The sequence below is a fragment of the Lachnospira sp. genome, assembly GCF_016290755.1.
Classification (GTDB): domain Bacteria; phylum Bacillota; class Clostridia; order Lachnospirales; family Lachnospiraceae; genus Lachnospira; species Lachnospira multipara.
In genome coordinates, this window is the sequence record NZ_JAEEVD010000057.1 from 1 (window position 1) to 15,938 (window position 15,938).

8 protein-coding genes are annotated in these 15,938 nt (G+C 37.1%); all 8 read left to right on the forward strand.

The features are described from left to right. Nucleotides 1-361 precede the first annotated feature (361 nt). The 8 genes from QVA17_RS10925 to QVA17_RS10960 all read left to right on the forward strand — a co-directional run bounded on the left by QVA17_RS10925 (nucleotide 362) and on the right by QVA17_RS10960 (nucleotide 15,881). Nucleotides 362-2,620, forward strand: coding sequence for a pectate lyase family protein (locus QVA17_RS10925; protein ID WP_287388906.1), 2,259 nt, complete (start codon nucleotides 362-364; stop codon nucleotides 2,618-2,620). Nucleotides 2,621-2,997: 377 nt separating this feature from the next. Continuing rightward, nucleotides 2,998-7,470: a pectate lyase family protein gene (locus QVA17_RS10930; protein WP_287388907.1), complete on the forward strand. Its 4,473-nt coding sequence runs from the start codon at nucleotides 2,998-3,000 to the stop codon at nucleotides 7,468-7,470. Between the two features lie 370 nt (nucleotides 7,471-7,840). Then, nucleotides 7,841-8,929 carry an aspartate-semialdehyde dehydrogenase gene (gene asd, locus QVA17_RS10935; RefSeq protein ID WP_027430561.1) on the forward strand — a complete coding sequence of 363 codons (1,089 nt, stop codon included), beginning with the start codon at nucleotides 7,841-7,843 and terminating at the stop codon, nucleotides 8,927-8,929. 253 nt (nucleotides 8,930-9,182) lie between these two features. After that, nucleotides 9,183-9,788, forward strand: coding sequence for a 5'-deoxynucleotidase (gene yfbR / locus QVA17_RS10940; RefSeq protein WP_027430562.1), 606 nt, complete (start codon nucleotides 9,183-9,185; stop codon nucleotides 9,786-9,788). Nucleotides 9,789-9,815: 27 nt separating this feature from the next. After that, complete coding sequence (locus tag QVA17_RS10945; RefSeq protein WP_287388908.1) at nucleotides 9,816-11,243, forward strand: ATP-binding protein; 1,428 nt, start codon at nucleotides 9,816-9,818, stop codon at nucleotides 11,241-11,243. A gap of 103 nt (nucleotides 11,244-11,346) precedes the next feature. Further along, a complete protein-coding gene (locus QVA17_RS10950; protein ID WP_287388909.1) occupies nucleotides 11,347-13,353 on the forward strand; it encodes a DNA topoisomerase in 2,007 nt (668 codons plus the stop codon). A 27-nt stretch (nucleotides 13,354-13,380) separates the two neighbouring features. Then, on the forward strand, nucleotides 13,381-15,201 hold the full coding sequence (glmS, locus tag QVA17_RS10955; protein WP_287388910.1) for a glutamine--fructose-6-phosphate transaminase (isomerizing): 1,821 nt from the start codon (nucleotides 13,381-13,383) through the stop codon (nucleotides 15,199-15,201). Between the two features lie 17 nt (nucleotides 15,202-15,218). Next, the gene (locus QVA17_RS10960; RefSeq protein ID WP_027430566.1) at nucleotides 15,219-15,881 is read left to right on the forward strand and encodes a UDP-N-acetylglucosamine pyrophosphorylase; all 663 of its coding nucleotides are present in this window, start codon (nucleotides 15,219-15,221) and stop codon (nucleotides 15,879-15,881) included. Nucleotides 15,882-15,938: the final 57 nt, after the last annotated feature.

The following is a 15,938-nucleotide window of genomic DNA, read 5'->3' on the forward strand; positions in this document are numbered from 1 at the left end:
AGGGGTTAAAGCCCCTTCTGACAGGTGGCACAAAGTGCCACTGCGTTCATGAGGAAGTAGCGAAGCGGATTCCGAATGTCCGCTTTACTATTTACTGACATCTTTTCTAACGAAATACATTTTCTATGAAGATAGATATTATATCTAGTGTAAATTGCATAAATAAGACTTTAGAATTAGATATATTTTATAAAATAGTACCAAATTAAAGTATCTAGTACTAAAAAACTAGTAAGGTACGATTTATTTTAAAAATCTTAATTGTTACAATTACCATGTTGTTGTTTATATTGAATTCGAAGTGCATTTTTTGAACGCTTTATATTAAAAGTTATTTCAAAAAACGCATGGGAGGCAAAAAATGAATTTAGCTAAGAATTCAATTGGCACAAAGTGCCAAGTTTTATTACTTACACTAGCTATGCTTGTTAGTGTACTTATTCCAACTTCGCTACTTACTGCAAAGGCAGCTACAGGTAGCATAAGTTTAATTTCTAGCCAGGGAGATTTTGAGGTGGCATATGCTACATTTTCTCCAGTTAATGGCGCTAGTAGCTATAAGGCCTATGTTAAGAAGGCAAGCCAGGCAGACAGTGCCTATGTTCAGCTTGATGACGAATTAATTAGACATTATAGCAATTACATTAGAGTGGATGCTCTTGGCCTTGAAGCAGGTGATTATGTTTTAAAGATCGATGCAGTTGTTGGTAAGACAACTAAGAGCGTTACTACAGGAACTATCAGCGTAATGGCGCATGACCGTTCAGGTTTCGCCTTCGTTGATGGAGATGCAAGTGGTGCTTATAACTCTAATGGTACTTTAAAATCTGATGCAGTAGTTCTTTATATTACAGAAGAGACTAAGAATACTGTATCACTTGACGTAGTTACAAGTTCAAAGGGGGCAACTACAAAAGTTACAGGTCTTCAAAACATCTTAGATGCTTACAAGAAGGGTTACGACTCACGTCCGCTTGATATTCGTTTAATTGGCCAAATCACTGATTTTGATGTGATGATGGACGGTGACATTTTAATCAAGGGCAGCAGCTCTTCAAAGAGACTAGCTTGTGGTGTTACATTTGAAGGTGTAGGCGAGGATGCAACTTGCGATGGTTGGGGTCTTCGTATTGCAAATGCATCAAATGTGGAAGTTAGAAACTTAGGTTTCATGAACTGTAATTCAGGTGAAGGCGATGATGTTGGATTACAGCAAAATGATGACCATGTTTGGGTTCATAACTGTGATTTCTTCTACGGAGATGCAGGCTCTGATGCAGATCAGGTAAAGGGTGATGGCGCTCTTGATACTAAGACATCAAGCTATATTACACATTCTTACAACCATTTCTATGACAATGGAAAATGTAATCTTCAGGGTATGAAGTCAGAATCTACTGAAAATTACATCACATACCACCACAACTGGTATGACCATTCAGATAGTAGACATCCAAGAATTCGTACTTGTACAGTTCACATCTACAACAATTACTATGATGGTAATGCAAAGTATGGTGTAGGTGCTACAATGGGTTGCTCAGTATTTGTAGAGAACAACTACTTTAGAAATTGTAAGTATCCAATGCTTAGCTCAATGCAGGGATCTGATATTGCTAATGGTACAGCTAATGCCACATTCTCAGGTGAAAACGGCGGTATTATTAAGTCTTACGGCAACACAATTGTAGGCGGTAAGGGCGTCATTACATATCAGCAAAATAGCCAGAGCTTTGACGTATATGAAGCAACTTCTAGAAACGAGCAGATTTCATCATCAGTTAAAACAAAGCAGGGCTCTACAACATACAATAATTTTGATACAAACTCTTCACTTATGTATTCTTATACAGTTCAATCAGCAGAAGCAGCAAAAAATTCTGTAGTTGCTTATGCAGGTAGAATAAATGGTGGTGATTTTAAGTGGACATTTACATCTGCAGATGATGAGGCTTATGTTGTAAATGAAGCATTAAAGGCAGCACTTAAGGCTTATAAGACATCACTAGTTTCAGTGGGAGGTAACGCATCAGGCGTTAGTTATGAGGAAACTAGCGAAGAGACAACAAATGCAACTGAGAATACAACACAAACAACAACTGAAACTACTACAGAAACACAGACAGAATCTACAACAGAGGCTACAACAAGCCAGCCAGAAACAACTGCTCCTAGCTCTACAGCAAGCAAGCTAGTTCTTTCTGCTAACGATTTAGCAACTGGTACTTATAAAAATGCTACAACAGTTGATGGCTTCAAGCTTTTAGCTAATAGCTCTAATAGTGTAGTAGTAGAAAGTGATACACAAAACTTTAAGAATATTGATTTTACAAGAAAAATTAAATTATCAGGCGTTGGAAATAATGCTTATAGAAGCATTGCATTTAACGCTGCAGGAGAGACTAAGGTAAAGATTTATGCTATTTCTGATGGTTCAAAGAAGCAGACACTTGCACTTCTTGATGCCAATGGAAATACAGTGGCAACAAAGAATGTATCTTACGAGAAGTTAGTTTCTATGACTTTAACAGTTCCATCTGATGGAGTTTATTATTTAGCTTCAACAACAGGTGCTATTGATATTTATTACGTAGAACTATCTAGTGGTTATGCATATTAATTTGCTTACAAGATTTTACTTCTCCTAATAAATGGGGGCGAAAGGGTAACCTTTCGCCCCTCTTTGTTTGAAGATAAGTCTATATTAACTTTTATAAAATTAAGGATATTGCTTTTATATAATACAAATTTACTAGTAAAATTGCACAAATAAATTATAAAAATATATCAAAAAGTATGCATAGTGCACCCTACCAAAAGTATGATTCTCATTTAAAACTAGTACCTTGTCAATGAAATAGGTACCAAAGAACTAGTATAGTCCTATTTGAAGATATGGTAAAAATTGATAATATAAATGCATTGATGCAGTTTCATATGTAAAAGTTGCACAATGAAAGCTACGGATAATGAACAATTTATTGGGAGGAAAACAAAATGATGGGTGCTTTTAAGAGAACGACAAGAAAGCGCCTTGCATCGCTTTTAGCAGTTGTAATGACTTTATCTATTATCATTACAGCATCAATTGCGACTGCAAAGGCTAGCGTAGCGTCTGTAGTATTTACAGATGCCGCAGGTTATTTAGAGTCAGCATACGCTGAATGGACAAGCGTAAAGGGGGCTGACGGATATGTTGCTTATGTGAAGGAGGCAACAAGTGATGATAGTGCGTATACTAAGTTAGACAACGAGCTTATTAGGGAGTATACAAATTATTGGAGAGTTGATGCACTTGGTTTATCAGCAGGTAAATATGTAATTAAGGTTGTACCTTATGTAAACGGCCAGGAAGTCAGTGATAAGGCTAGTGTTACAGATACACTTACAGTAACTGCTTATGATAGATCAGGTTTCGCATTTTCAAGCGATTCTACTTATAAGACAGGATCTGGTGCTTATAACGAAGACGGAACATTAAAGTCAGATGCTATTGTCTTATATATCTATGGCGATACAGCTAAGACTGTAACTGCAACAATCCAGACTGGTAAGAATAAATATACAGAAACTACTGGTTTACAGGCAATTATTGCAGCATATCAGAAGGGTTATGAAACAAGACCACTTGATGTAAGAATTATTGGTAATATTGATGCTGATTCTGTTGATTCTTTTGGTAGTAGCTCTGAGGGTATTCAGATTAAGGGTAAGAATGCTTATTCACAGCTTAACATGACAATCGAGGGTGTAGGTGAGGATGCTTCAGTTCATGGTTTTGGTTTCTTACTTAGAAATGCTGGCAATGTAGAAATTAGAAACTTCTCAATCCTTTATTTCATGGATGATGGTATTTCAATTGATACAGACAACTGTAATATCTGGGTTCATAACATGGATCTTTATTATGGTAATGCAGGTTCTGATTCGGATCAGGCAAAGGGTGATGGCTCAGTTGATATCAAGGGTAATTCACAGTATGTAACAGTTTCATATGTACATTTTTATGATTCAGGAAAATGTTCACTTTGTGGTATGAAGTCAGAATCTGGTCCAAATTACATTACATACCATCACAACTGGTTTGACCATTCGGATTCAAGAATGGCAAGAATTAGAACTATGTCAGTACATTTATACAACAACTACTATGATGGAAATTCAAAGTATGGTGTTGGTGTAACAACTGGTTCGTCAGCTTTCGTTGAAAACAACTATTTTAGAGGATGTGCTCATCCAATGCTTAGCTCACTTCAGGGTACAGATGCTTTAGGTGATGGTACATTTTCAGGTGAAAACGGCGGCGTAATTAAGGCCTTTAATAATTTCATGGAAAATTCAGGCTCAGTAATTTACGCTAACACAGAAGACGGAAATTCAACTAGCTATGATGCTTACCTTGCAAGCTCAAGAGACGAAGTCGTTTCAGGCAGCTACAAGACTTTAGTAGGTTCAACAAGCTATGATAACTTTGATACAAATAAAGACCTTGGCGTTGACGAGTCTAACATTGACGCGGCTGAAGATGTTAAGACAATCGTTACTGCAAACGCAGGTAGCCAGGGTGGCGGCGTAATTGATTACACATTTAGCGAGGAAGATGACAGTAGCTACGCAGTAGATACAGAATTACTTGCACTTGTAAGAAATTACAAAAATACAGAATTAGTTTCAGTATTAGGTGTTAAGTCAGGTGCTTCAAGCGAGGAGACAAGTACAGAGGCTGAAACAGAAACAACTAAGGAAACAGAGACAAGCAAGGAAACAACAACTGAAACAAGCTCAGAAGTTGCAGCAGACGCATCTGTTTCATATGTTCATAACTTCACTGTTGATGGAACAACTAGTGATTTTTATACAATTTCTGGTAATCTCTCAACAGATAAGGGAAAAGTTACATATAATGGTTTAAGTCTTACTAGATGTTTAAAGATGGAATCTAAAACATCTGTTACATTTAAAGCAGCAAAGGATGGTAAGTTAACTTTAGTATTTGGTGGTTCGGCAGATGCCAATGGTAAGAAGGTCAAGATAAATGGTAAAAGCTATAAAGTTGGTTCTTCTAATGTACTTACAGTAGATGTAGCTGCTGGTACTGTTACAGTAACAAAGGGTGATTCAATCAACCTCTTCTATATGGTTTACTCATATGGAGAAGAAGAAACAAGCACAGAGGCAGAGACAAGTACAGAGGCAGAGACAACTACAGAGGCTGAAACAACAACAGAGGCTGAAACAAGCACAGAGACAGAGACAAGTACAGAGGCTGAAACAAGTACAGAGTCTAAGGATGATGCAGCTTCAACAGTAAGTCTTGCTAACTATGATAAGACAAATACAGCATATTCTGGTTCATATACAGATTTAAGCCAGGCTACAGATTCAGATTTTGCTAATGCAATTTATGTATCAACTTCAGAAGAATTAGTAGCTGCTTTAGAAAATGTAGCTGCTGGTCAGGCAATCATTATGGCTGACGGAACATATAAGTTTGATGCAACAATTCTTATTACAGAAACTAATTGTGGTAGCGAGGGAAATTATAAGATTTTACGTGCAGCAGACAATGCTAATGTAGTACTTGATTTCTCTTCTATGGTAGAAGATCCTAATAATAGAGGCGTAGTACTTGATGGTGATTACTGGTATGTAAACGGCATTACATTCTATGGTGCTGGTGATAACGGTATGTTACTTTCAGGTAACAACAATATTATTGAAGGATGTGTATTTGAAGCAAACCACGATACAGGCTTACAGCTTTCAAGATTTAATAAAGTATATTCTGAAGTATCACAGTGGCCTTCAAACAACTTAATTTTAAACTGTACATCATTTGATAACTGTGATTTAAAGTCTAAGGAAAATGCAGATGGTTTCGCTGCTAAGTTAACATGTGGTGAAGGCAATGTATTTGATGGTTGTATTTCATATGCAAACTCAGATGATGGTTGGGATTTATTTGCTAAGAAAGAAACAGGCCCTATTGGGGTTGTAACAATTAGAAACTGTGTAGCCTTTGCAAATGGTAAGACTACTTCAGGTACATCTTTTGGTAGTGGTGATATGAATGGCTTTAAACTTGGTGGTTCTGGCGTTGGTACTGCTCACTACGTATTTAACTGCTTAGCATTTAATAACGGTGCAACAGGATTTACAGATAACAACAATCCTTCAAACCTTACAATTATGAACTGTACAGCAGCTTCTAATGGCGGTGGTGATTCAAGCAAGGCTAACTTTATGTGTTACAGATCAGCATCAGGAGCTCTTTATAAGAACCTTGTTTCTTATAACAATTCTAGCAGTGATAAGTTTACTGGTGTAATTTCTTCATCAGTTGTATCTTATAATAAGAAAAATTATATTTTTAAAACATCTCTTGGTGTTTCAGTTAACAATAGCAGCAAGCTAAGTAGCTTAGCTTCAGCAGCTTACACATTATCAGCTTCTTCATTTAAGAATGCTAATAACAACATTTCAGTAAATCAGGATATTGATAGCTTATTTAGAAATGCTGATGGCACAATCAATGTAAATGGTTTATATGAAACTGAAGCAACAAGTGATATTAGCTCACTTGGTGCACACTTTAATGTAGCAAGTCAGAAGATTGCGCTCCTTTCTTCAAGCAGCACAGAGCCTGCAACAGAAGAGAACACAGAGGCTTCAACAGAGGAATCAACAGAGGCACCAACAGAAGCTTCAACAGAGGAATCTACAGAGGCACCAACAGAAGAGAGCACAGAAGCTTCAACAGAGGAATCTACAGAGACTCCAACAGAGGCAACAGAAGCTTCAACAGAAGAATCTACAGAGACTCCAACAGAGGCAACAGAAGCTTCAACAGAAGAGAGCACAGAGGCTTCAACAGAGGAATCTACAGAGGCTCCAACACAGTCTCAGGAAGAGACTTCAACAGAAGTAGCTGCTGATACAGATACTGTTTATGAGATGCTTGAAGGCGATGGCGTTACGGTTACAGGAACTGAAAAGCTCGTATTAAGATCTAGCGCATCTTTTGATTTATTCCTTGGTGTTAAGGTAGATGGCGTGCTTATTGATCCTTCAAACTATGTTGCTTACTCAGGTTCTACAATAGTTGAAATTAGCGCAGATTACATGGCTAGCTTATCAGCTGGCGTTCATGAATTTATAATCCTTTCAAAGGATGGTAGCGCTAGCACAAATGTAACAATCACTGCTAATGCTGCAGGTGAAGTTGCAGCTGATACAGATGTAGTTACTGCTAATGATGAAATAGTTTTAGCAGACACAACAGTAACAACAACTAATAATTCAGCAAATACAACAGTAACAACAACTAACAATTCAGCAGATACAACAGCTACATCAACTTCACAAACAGGTGATACAGCTAATGTAATTCCTTACATCATCCTCCTTGTAATTGCAGGGGTTGCAATTGCAGTAGGTGTGGTAGTAAGCATTAAGAAGAAGCATAACTAATTACTAATTAAAGATAACAAGAAGAAAATATTGTGGGTCAATAATGTGTAGTAAAAAACTACAGCTAGACCATTAAAATTGCTTGCAAGATTTTACTTCTCCTAATATTTTTGAAAACGGGGTTTAAGACCCCGTTTTCTGTTTTTATGGTTGTATTATTTTCGTATTGCCTAAGTAATTTTTTATGATAAAATTATATGGAAAATGGCTTGCCAAATAGCTTTTATTATGATAATATTCTTTAGTGAAAATACAAATGTCCGCCACAGAAAGACAAAAGGATAAAGAGTGTTTTTGAACTCTTTTATTGTATTTTTTAGGAATTATGTAGTAAATGTCTAAGTTAAGTGGCAGAGGAAAGAGGTAGACGATGAGTGAGAAATTAAGAGTTGGTATTCTTGGTGGTACAGGTATGGTAGGACAGAGATTCATTACATTACTTGAGAATCATCCTTGGTTTGAAGTAGTTTTACTTGCAGCTTCAGGCCGTTCAGCAGGAAAGTCTTATGAGGAGGCTGTTGATGGACGTTGGAAGATGACTACTCCAATGCCTGAATTTGTTAAGAAGATGCCAGTTTATGATATGGATAAGGATTTTGATAAGATCGTAGAGTCAGTTGATTTTGTATTCTGTGCAGTTAATATGCCAAAGAATGAAATCAAGGCTTTAGAGGAAAGATATGCTAAGGCAGAAGTTCCTGTAGTTTCTAATAACAGTGCTAACCGTTGGACAGAGGATGTTCCTATGGTAGTACCTGAAATTAACCCAGAGCACTTAGAGGTTATTGAGGCTCAGAGAAAGAGACTTGGTACTAAGAGAGGCTTTATCTGTGTTAAGCCTAACTGCTCAATCCAGAGCTATACACCAGCTTTAAATGCTTTAAAGGAATTTGGTCCTAAGCTTGTAGTCGCTACAACATATCAGGCTATTTCAGGTGCTGGTAAGACATTTGCTCAGTGGCCAGAGATGGTTGAGAACATCATCCCATACATTGGTGGTGAAGAAGAAAAGTCTGAGAAGGAACCTCTTAGATTATGGGGTGAAGTAAAGGATGGTAAGGTAGTTCCAGCTACAACACCACAGATTACTTGCCAGTGTATCAGAGTTCCAGTTCTTGATGGACATACAGCTGCAGTATTTGTTAACTTCGAGAAGAAGCCAACAAAGGAGCAGATCATTGAAAAGTGGAGAAACTTCAAGGGAGTTCCACAGGAATTAGAGCTTCCAAGCGCTCCAAAGCACTTTATCCAGTACTTAGAAGAAGATGACCGTCCACAGGTTAAGTTAGATGTTAACTATGAGAACGGTATGGGCGTTTCTCTTGGTAGATTAAGAGAAGATGCTGTATTTGACTATAAGTTTGTTGGTTTATCACACAACACACTTAGAGGTGCAGCAGGTGGTGCCGTATTAATCGCTGAGTTACTTAAGGCAAAGGGCTATATTACAGCTAAGTAATTGTAGATCTAAGATTGTTGAGAAATAAATTTTACAAAGGGCAAAGATAGGACTTTACACTAATTAAAAGTCTTATTCTTGCCCTTTTTTATTCTTAAAATGTCTTGATAAAAGCCTCGCTTTAGTTTAAACTTAAATTTAGATTTAGTTGAACGCAGTGCCACTGCGTTCATGAGGAAGTAGCGAAGCGGATTCCGAATGTCCACTTTAATTTAATAATTCATTTTTTCATAAATAATTAGGGAGGGATTTTATGAAAAGTAATCATTTCTATGCCATGTTGTCTAGAATGAAGTACATCAACCGTTGGGGTCTAATGCGCAACACTAGGGAAGAAAATCTTAGTGAGCATAGTTTAGAGGTTGCCTTCATTGCACACGCACTTGGCGTCATTAATAACGAAATTTTTGGCGGGACAATTAATGCCGAAAGATTAGCTATTCTTGCTATGTACCACGATGTTACAGAAATTATAACAGGAGATATGCCAACTCCAGTAAAGTACTATTCTCCAGTAATTAGAAATGCCTATAAGGAAGTAGAGCATGTGGCAAAGGACGAGATTTTAACAGGCTTGCCCCTTAATTTACGAAAGGTTTATGAGCCACTTTTACTTGAGACTAGTAAGGAAGAGGAGCTCTGGGCTTATGTTAAGGCTGCAGATAAGATTTCAGCCTATATAAAATGTATCGAAGAAATTAACACTGGAAACCTAGATTTTTCAAAAGCTAAGGAGTCTACTTATCAAGCTATTTTAAAGCTTGACTTAAAGGAAGCGAATTATTTTCTTGAAGAATATATTCCAGCTTATAGTCTCACACTTGATGAGTCTAAGAATGAGGAAGAGGATAATAACTAGAATATTTAGCTAGAGGGAGAAAGAATTATGTTACTAGGAAGAAGCACAGAATTAAGCAAATTAAACGATGGTTATACATGTAATGAAAGTACACTTACTATTTGCTATGGTAGAACAAATATAGGTAAAACAAGCCTTATGAGAGAGTTTATAAAGGACAAGGATGCCTTTTATTACCTTGCTTGTCAGGCATCAGAAGAAGAGCAGATAAGGCTTTTAAGAAAAGAGATGATAGAATCTAACCTCATTAGTAAGAGTGAGGATATGGAGATAGATTTTGATAAAGAAAAGGAGAAATTAAAGCTTCCAAAGAAGGATATGTATAGTGAATATGCACATTTGCTAAATAATGTTACAAAGCTTTCAGGGGATACTAAGCTTGTAATCATTGAGGAATTCCAAAATATCGTCAAGTCCAACAAGGACTTTATGGCAGTAATTAATGCCATGGTTTCAGGTAAGCTCTTTGATGATAAGGTTTGCATAATCCTTACAAGTTCTTCTATTAGCTGGGTGGAAAACAGCATGGTTAAGGCAATCGGTGAGAATGCCAACGCAATAAGTGCCTTCCTTAAGCTAAAGGAACTTGATTTTGTAGATATAGTTAGAATGTTTCCAAAGCACTCTGTCCTTGATGATTTGGCAATTTATGCCATTACAGGGGGCGTGCCAGGCTACTTAAGTGAGTTAAGCGACAAGCTAAGCCTTAAGGAGAATATTATTGAAAATGTATTAAAGCCTGGAAAGTTACTTTATAACGAGGGGGCAAACTACATTAAAGAGGAGCTTCGTGAGACTTCTCTTTATAATACAATCCTATACTGCGTGGCAAACGGCGAGAATAAGCTAAACGAGCTACACATGCACACAGGCTTTGGTAGAGATAAGATTAGCGTTTATCTAAAGAATTTAATTGAGCGTGAAGTGGTGGAGAAGGTCTTTTCTTATGATATTGCTGGCAAAGAGCACACAAGAAAGGGCTTATATAATATAAAGTCAGGCTACACAAAGTTTTGGTTTAAGTACATTTATGCCAATGAATCAAGACTTTCAAAGCTAGGTGCTAAGGAATTTTATGACAAATATATCGCTCCAACAATTTATGAGTTTGCAGGAGAGGCCTTTGTTACTGTAGGTACTGAGTTTATCGAACTTCTTGATTCTATGGGCAAGCTTGAAATTAAGATTAACAGCCGTTCTAGATGGTGGGGTAAAGATGGCAATATTGACATTATTGTTAGCGATGCTGCTGGTAAGTTCTTAGTTGGTAAGTGCAATTGGTCAGATGAGGCCTTTAGTATGGAGGAGTATAATAATCTTTTGGAAAATGTATCTCAAGCTGAGATTAATGCAGATTATATATATCTTTTTGCTAAGGAAGGCTTTTCAGAGGAGATTAATCAGTTATCCCGTCAAAACCCTAATATTAAGCTAATCAGCCTTAATGATTTCTAAAAGGATTTGCTTTAGTTTAAAGGATGGTTTTACATTTTTTAAAATTCGTTTTATAATCTTATGGCGCAGTCTAAGAAAATAATTAAATTAATTGGAGGAAATAATGGGAAAATCCGTATTTATAGCGGAGAAACCGAGTGTAGCCCAGGAATTTGCCAAGGCGCTACATGTTAGCTTGTCTAGAAGGGACGGATACCTTGAGGGCGGAGATGTGATTGTAACTTGGTGTGTTGGACATTTAGTTACAATGAGCTATCCAGAGGCCTATGATCCTAATCTAAAAAGATGGAGTTTAGATACGATTCCTTTTATTCCACAGGAATACAAGTATGAGGTTTTACCTGCTGTTAAAAAGCAGTTTGATATAGTTAGCTCTTTGCTTAACAGAGAAGATGTAGAAACAATTTATGTCTGTACCGATTCGGGACGTGAAGGAGAATACATCTATCGATTAGTCAGACAGGAAGCTAAGGTTACTGGTAAGAAAGAAAAGAGAGTTTGGATTGATTCTCAGACAGAGGAGGAAATCCAAAAGGGTATAAAGAATGCCAAGGACATTTCTGAATATAACAATCTTTCCGATGCCGCTTATTTAAGGGCTAAGGAAGACTACCTAATGGGTATAAATTTTTCAAGAGTCTTAACTCTTAAATATGGGAGAAATGTGGCAAATTACCTACACGAGGATAGAGCAAGTATTGCAGTTGGTCGAGTTATGACCTGCGTACTTGGTATGGTGGTTAAAAGAGAACGTGAAATTAGAGCTTTCGTAAAGACACCCTTTTATCGTGTTATAGGTAGTGCCAACCTTGAAGGACACAAGTTTGATGCAGAATGGAAGGTAAGTGAGAAGAGTAAGTATTATAACACTCCTTATCTTTATAATGATAAGGGCTTTAAGGATAAGGAAAAGGCTACTGAGCTTTTAAATTTTCTATCAGATCCTTTGCCACAAACAGCTGTGGTTGAGTCCATTGAAAGAAAGAAGGAGACGAAAAATCCTCCACTTTTATACAACCTAGCTGAAATTCAGAACGAGTGTAGTAAGCTTTTTAAAATCAGTCCTGATCAGACACTTAATATCATTCAGGAATTATACGAGAAAAAGCTTGTAACATATCCTAGAACTGACGCGAGAGTGCTCTCAACCGCCATTTCTAAGGAGATTAATAAAAATATAGCTGGTCTTCGTAATTTCGCCCCTGTGAAGGAATTTGCAAGCGAAATACTAGAAAAGGAAAGCTTTAAGGGCATTGAAAAGACAAGATATTGTAATGACAAGGCTATTACAGACCATTATGCTATTATACCAACAGGTCAGGGCTTTAATAATTTAGGAAGTCTCTCGCAGACTGCACTAAAGACCTATGAAGTAATATGCAGAAGGTTTTTAAGCATTTTCTATCCAGCAGCTATTTATCAAAGAGTAGCAATGAACTTAAATGTTAAGAATGAAAATTTATACGCATCCTTTAAGACATTAGCGGACGAGGGCTATTTAAAGGTAGCGAAAAACTCATTTTCAAAGGCTTCTAAGGCTAGTAAATCAGAAGAAGATGAAGCCGATGAGGATATTAATGATACAGCTTTCTTTGAACTATTGAAAAAGATTAGAAAAGGGGCTAATATAGACTTTACTGAGTTTAATATAAAGGAAGGCGAAACAAGCCCTCCAAAGAGATATTCTTCTGGTTCAATGATTCTTGCCATGGAAAATGCAGGACAGTTAATTGAAGATGAAGAACTTAGAGCTCAAATAAAAGGTAGCGGTATTGGTACTTCTGCCACAAGAGCAGAAATCTTAAAGAAGCTAGAGACTAAGAAATACATTTCTATAGCTAAGAAGACTCAGATCATTACTCCAAGCCTTTTTGGAGAGATAATTTATGATGTAGTGGCTAATTCGATTAAGGCCTTGTTAAACCCGGAACTTACCGCAAGTTGGGAGAAGGGCTTGACAATGGTTGCCAATGGCGACATTACAGCAGATGAATACATGGAAAAGATGAATGCATTTGTTGTTCGCAGAACTAATGGCGTTAAGATGCTTAATAATCAAGGCATGCTTTATGGCTTGTTTAATGAAAGCGCGAAGAATTACAAGAAATAGTGGCTATTATCAAGGAGGATATTTTTTATGTGTGGTATTGCAGGTTATGTAGGTAGTAGAGATAGTGCTGACGTTTTAATTGGCGCTTTATCTAAGTTAGAGTATAGAGGCTATGATTCAGCTGGTATTGCTGTTTCTGAAAATGGTTCTATTAATGTAAAGAAGTGCCAGGGCCGTTTAAAGAATTTAGTAGACAAGATGGATAGAGAGGGTAAGCCAGTAGGTCACGTGGGTATTGGTCACACACGTTGGGCTACACATGGTGAACCATCAGATATTAACTCTCATCCACATGGTAATAAGAGAGTTTCAATCGTACACAATGGTATCATTGAAAACTACAAGCAGATTAAGGATTTTCTTATTAAGGAAGGTTACAATTTCGTTTCTGAAACAGATACAGAGACTGTAGCTAAGTTACTTGATTATTACTATGATGGAGATCCTGTTGCTACAATTACTAAGGTTTTAGCAGAAATCAAGGGTTCATATGCCCTTGGTATTATGTTTAGAGATTTTCCAGATGTTGTTTATGCAGCAAGAAAGGAAAGTCCATTAATCGTTGGTATTGGTAAGGGTGAAAACTTTATTGCTTCAGATATGACAGCAATCTTAGAATATACAAGAAATTATATTCTACTTGAGCAGGATGAAATTGCTATTGTAGCAAAGACAGGTGTTAAGGTGGTTGATATTCATGGTAACGAAGTTTCTAAGGAAATGAACGTTGCTGATTGGGATATTGATGCAGCTCAAAAGGGTGGTTATGAGCACTTTATGCTTAAGGAAATCCATGAGCAGCCAGAAGTTGTAAAGACTACAATCACACCAAGAATTTCTAATCATATTCCTACTTTTGAGAATGAAGGAATTTCTCTTGAGAAGCTAGCAAACTATAACAATCTCTTTATTGTAGCTTGTGGTACTGCTATGCATGCAGGTATGGTGGGTAAATATGTTATTGAGAAAATGGCTAGAGTATCCGTTACTGTAGACATTGCCTCAGAGTTTAGATATAGAGATCCTTTAATTAACAAGGGAGATTTAGTTATTCTTATTTCTCAGTCAGGTGAAACAGCTGATACTAAGGCAGCTCTTGAACTTGCTAAGGAGAGAGGTGCCCAGACTCTTGCTATTGTTAACGTTAAGGGTTCCTCAATTGCTAGAGCTGCAGATTATGTTTTATATACACATGCAGGTCCAGAAATTTCAGTTGCCTCAACAAAGGCTTACATGGTTCAGGTTTCAGTAATGTACTTACTTGCCTTCCAGTTAGCATTTGCTAAAGGTAAGATTACTAAGGAACAGTTAGTTGAATACACTAAGTTATTAGAGAATATTCCAGAGCAGATAGAGGAAGCTATTAATCTTAAGCCAGCTTGCCAGTTTGCAGCTTCAAAGCTTCTTAATGCAGATAGCTTATTATACATTGGTAGAGGCCTTGATTATGCCTTAAGTATGGAAGGTTCATTAAAGCTTAAGGAAATTTCATATATTCATTCTGAGTCTTATGCAGCAGGTGAATTAAAGCATGGAACAATTTCACTTATTGATGATGGAATGCCAGTAATTGCCATTGCTACACAGAAGGACTTAGTAGAAAAGACAATTAGTAATATTAAGGAAGTTAAGGCTAGAGGCGCATTTGTCGTACTTATAGCTGCTCCTGGCGTTGACGTTGAAGATGGCGTTAGCGACGTAACAATTTGCCTTCCAGAAGCTAATCAGCTACTTATGCCTATGGTTGCAGCTGTTCCATTACAGCTTATTGCTTATTACACATCAGTACTTAAGGGTAATGACGTTGATAAGCCAAGAAACCTTGCTAAGTCAGTTACAGTAGAATAAAAGCTTTGGAGGACAATATGAATTTAACAATTGATAATTTATTTGATTTAAACGAAACAATCGCTAAGGATATCTTTAAGGGTTGCACATACCCTTGGGAGGTCCTAGCTAAGATTGGTGACTTTATTATAGAACTTGGAAAGACACTTCCAGCCGATGAATACGAGCTTAGAGGTGAAAATGTATGGGTACACAAAACTGCTAATGTTTTCCCTTCAGCCTACATCGCAGGTCCAGCTATCATTGGCAAGGACGCAGAAGTTAGACACTGTGCATTTATTCGTGGCAAGGCCATTGTGGGTGAAGGCGCAGTAGTTGGTAACTCAACTGAATTAAAGAATGTAATTCTCTTTAATAAGGTTCAGGTGCCTCATTATAACTACGTTGGTGACTCAATCCTTGGTTTTAAGGCTCACATGGGTGCTGGCTCAATTACAAGTAATGTTAAGTCTGATAAGAAGCTTATTGTCATTAAAAATGGTGACGAAAGAATTGAGACTGGCATTAAAAAGATTGGTGCCTTCCTTGGTGATAATGTAGAAGTTGGTTGCGGTAGCGTATTAAACCCTGGTACAATCGTTGGTAGAGAATCTAATATCTACCCACTTTCAAGTGTACGTGGTGTTGTTGAGGCCAAGTCAATTTATAAGAAGGCTGGAGAAGTTGTTTCTAAGAATTAGGATAAGGATTTAAGAGGTGGATTTTTATATGCGAAATGAGTTAACAGAAAATGACAT

Excerpts from the sequence above, each read along its gene's own strand:
- QVA17_RS10925 (WP_287388906.1), top strand. The coding sequence starts at position 362 with ATGAATTTAGCTAAGAATTCAATTGGCACAAAGTGCCAAGTTTTATTA.
- asd (WP_027430561.1), top strand. The coding sequence starts at position 7,841 with ATGAGTGAGAAATTAAGAGTTGGTATTCTTGGTGGTACAGGTATGGTA.
- QVA17_RS10930 (WP_287388907.1), top strand. The coding sequence starts at position 2,998 with ATGATGGGTGCTTTTAAGAGAACGACAAGAAAGCGCCTTGCATCGCTT.
- QVA17_RS10950 (WP_287388909.1), top strand. The coding sequence starts at position 11,347 with ATGGGAAAATCCGTATTTATAGCGGAGAAACCGAGTGTAGCCCAGGAA.
- QVA17_RS10945 (WP_287388908.1), top strand. The coding sequence starts at position 9,816 with ATGTTACTAGGAAGAAGCACAGAATTAAGCAAATTAAACGATGGTTAT.
- yfbR (WP_027430562.1), top strand. The coding sequence starts at position 9,183 with ATGAAAAGTAATCATTTCTATGCCATGTTGTCTAGAATGAAGTACATC.
- glmS (WP_287388910.1), top strand. The coding sequence starts at position 13,381 with ATGTGTGGTATTGCAGGTTATGTAGGTAGTAGAGATAGTGCTGACGTT.
- QVA17_RS10960 (WP_027430566.1), top strand. The coding sequence starts at position 15,219 with ATGAATTTAACAATTGATAATTTATTTGATTTAAACGAAACAATCGCT.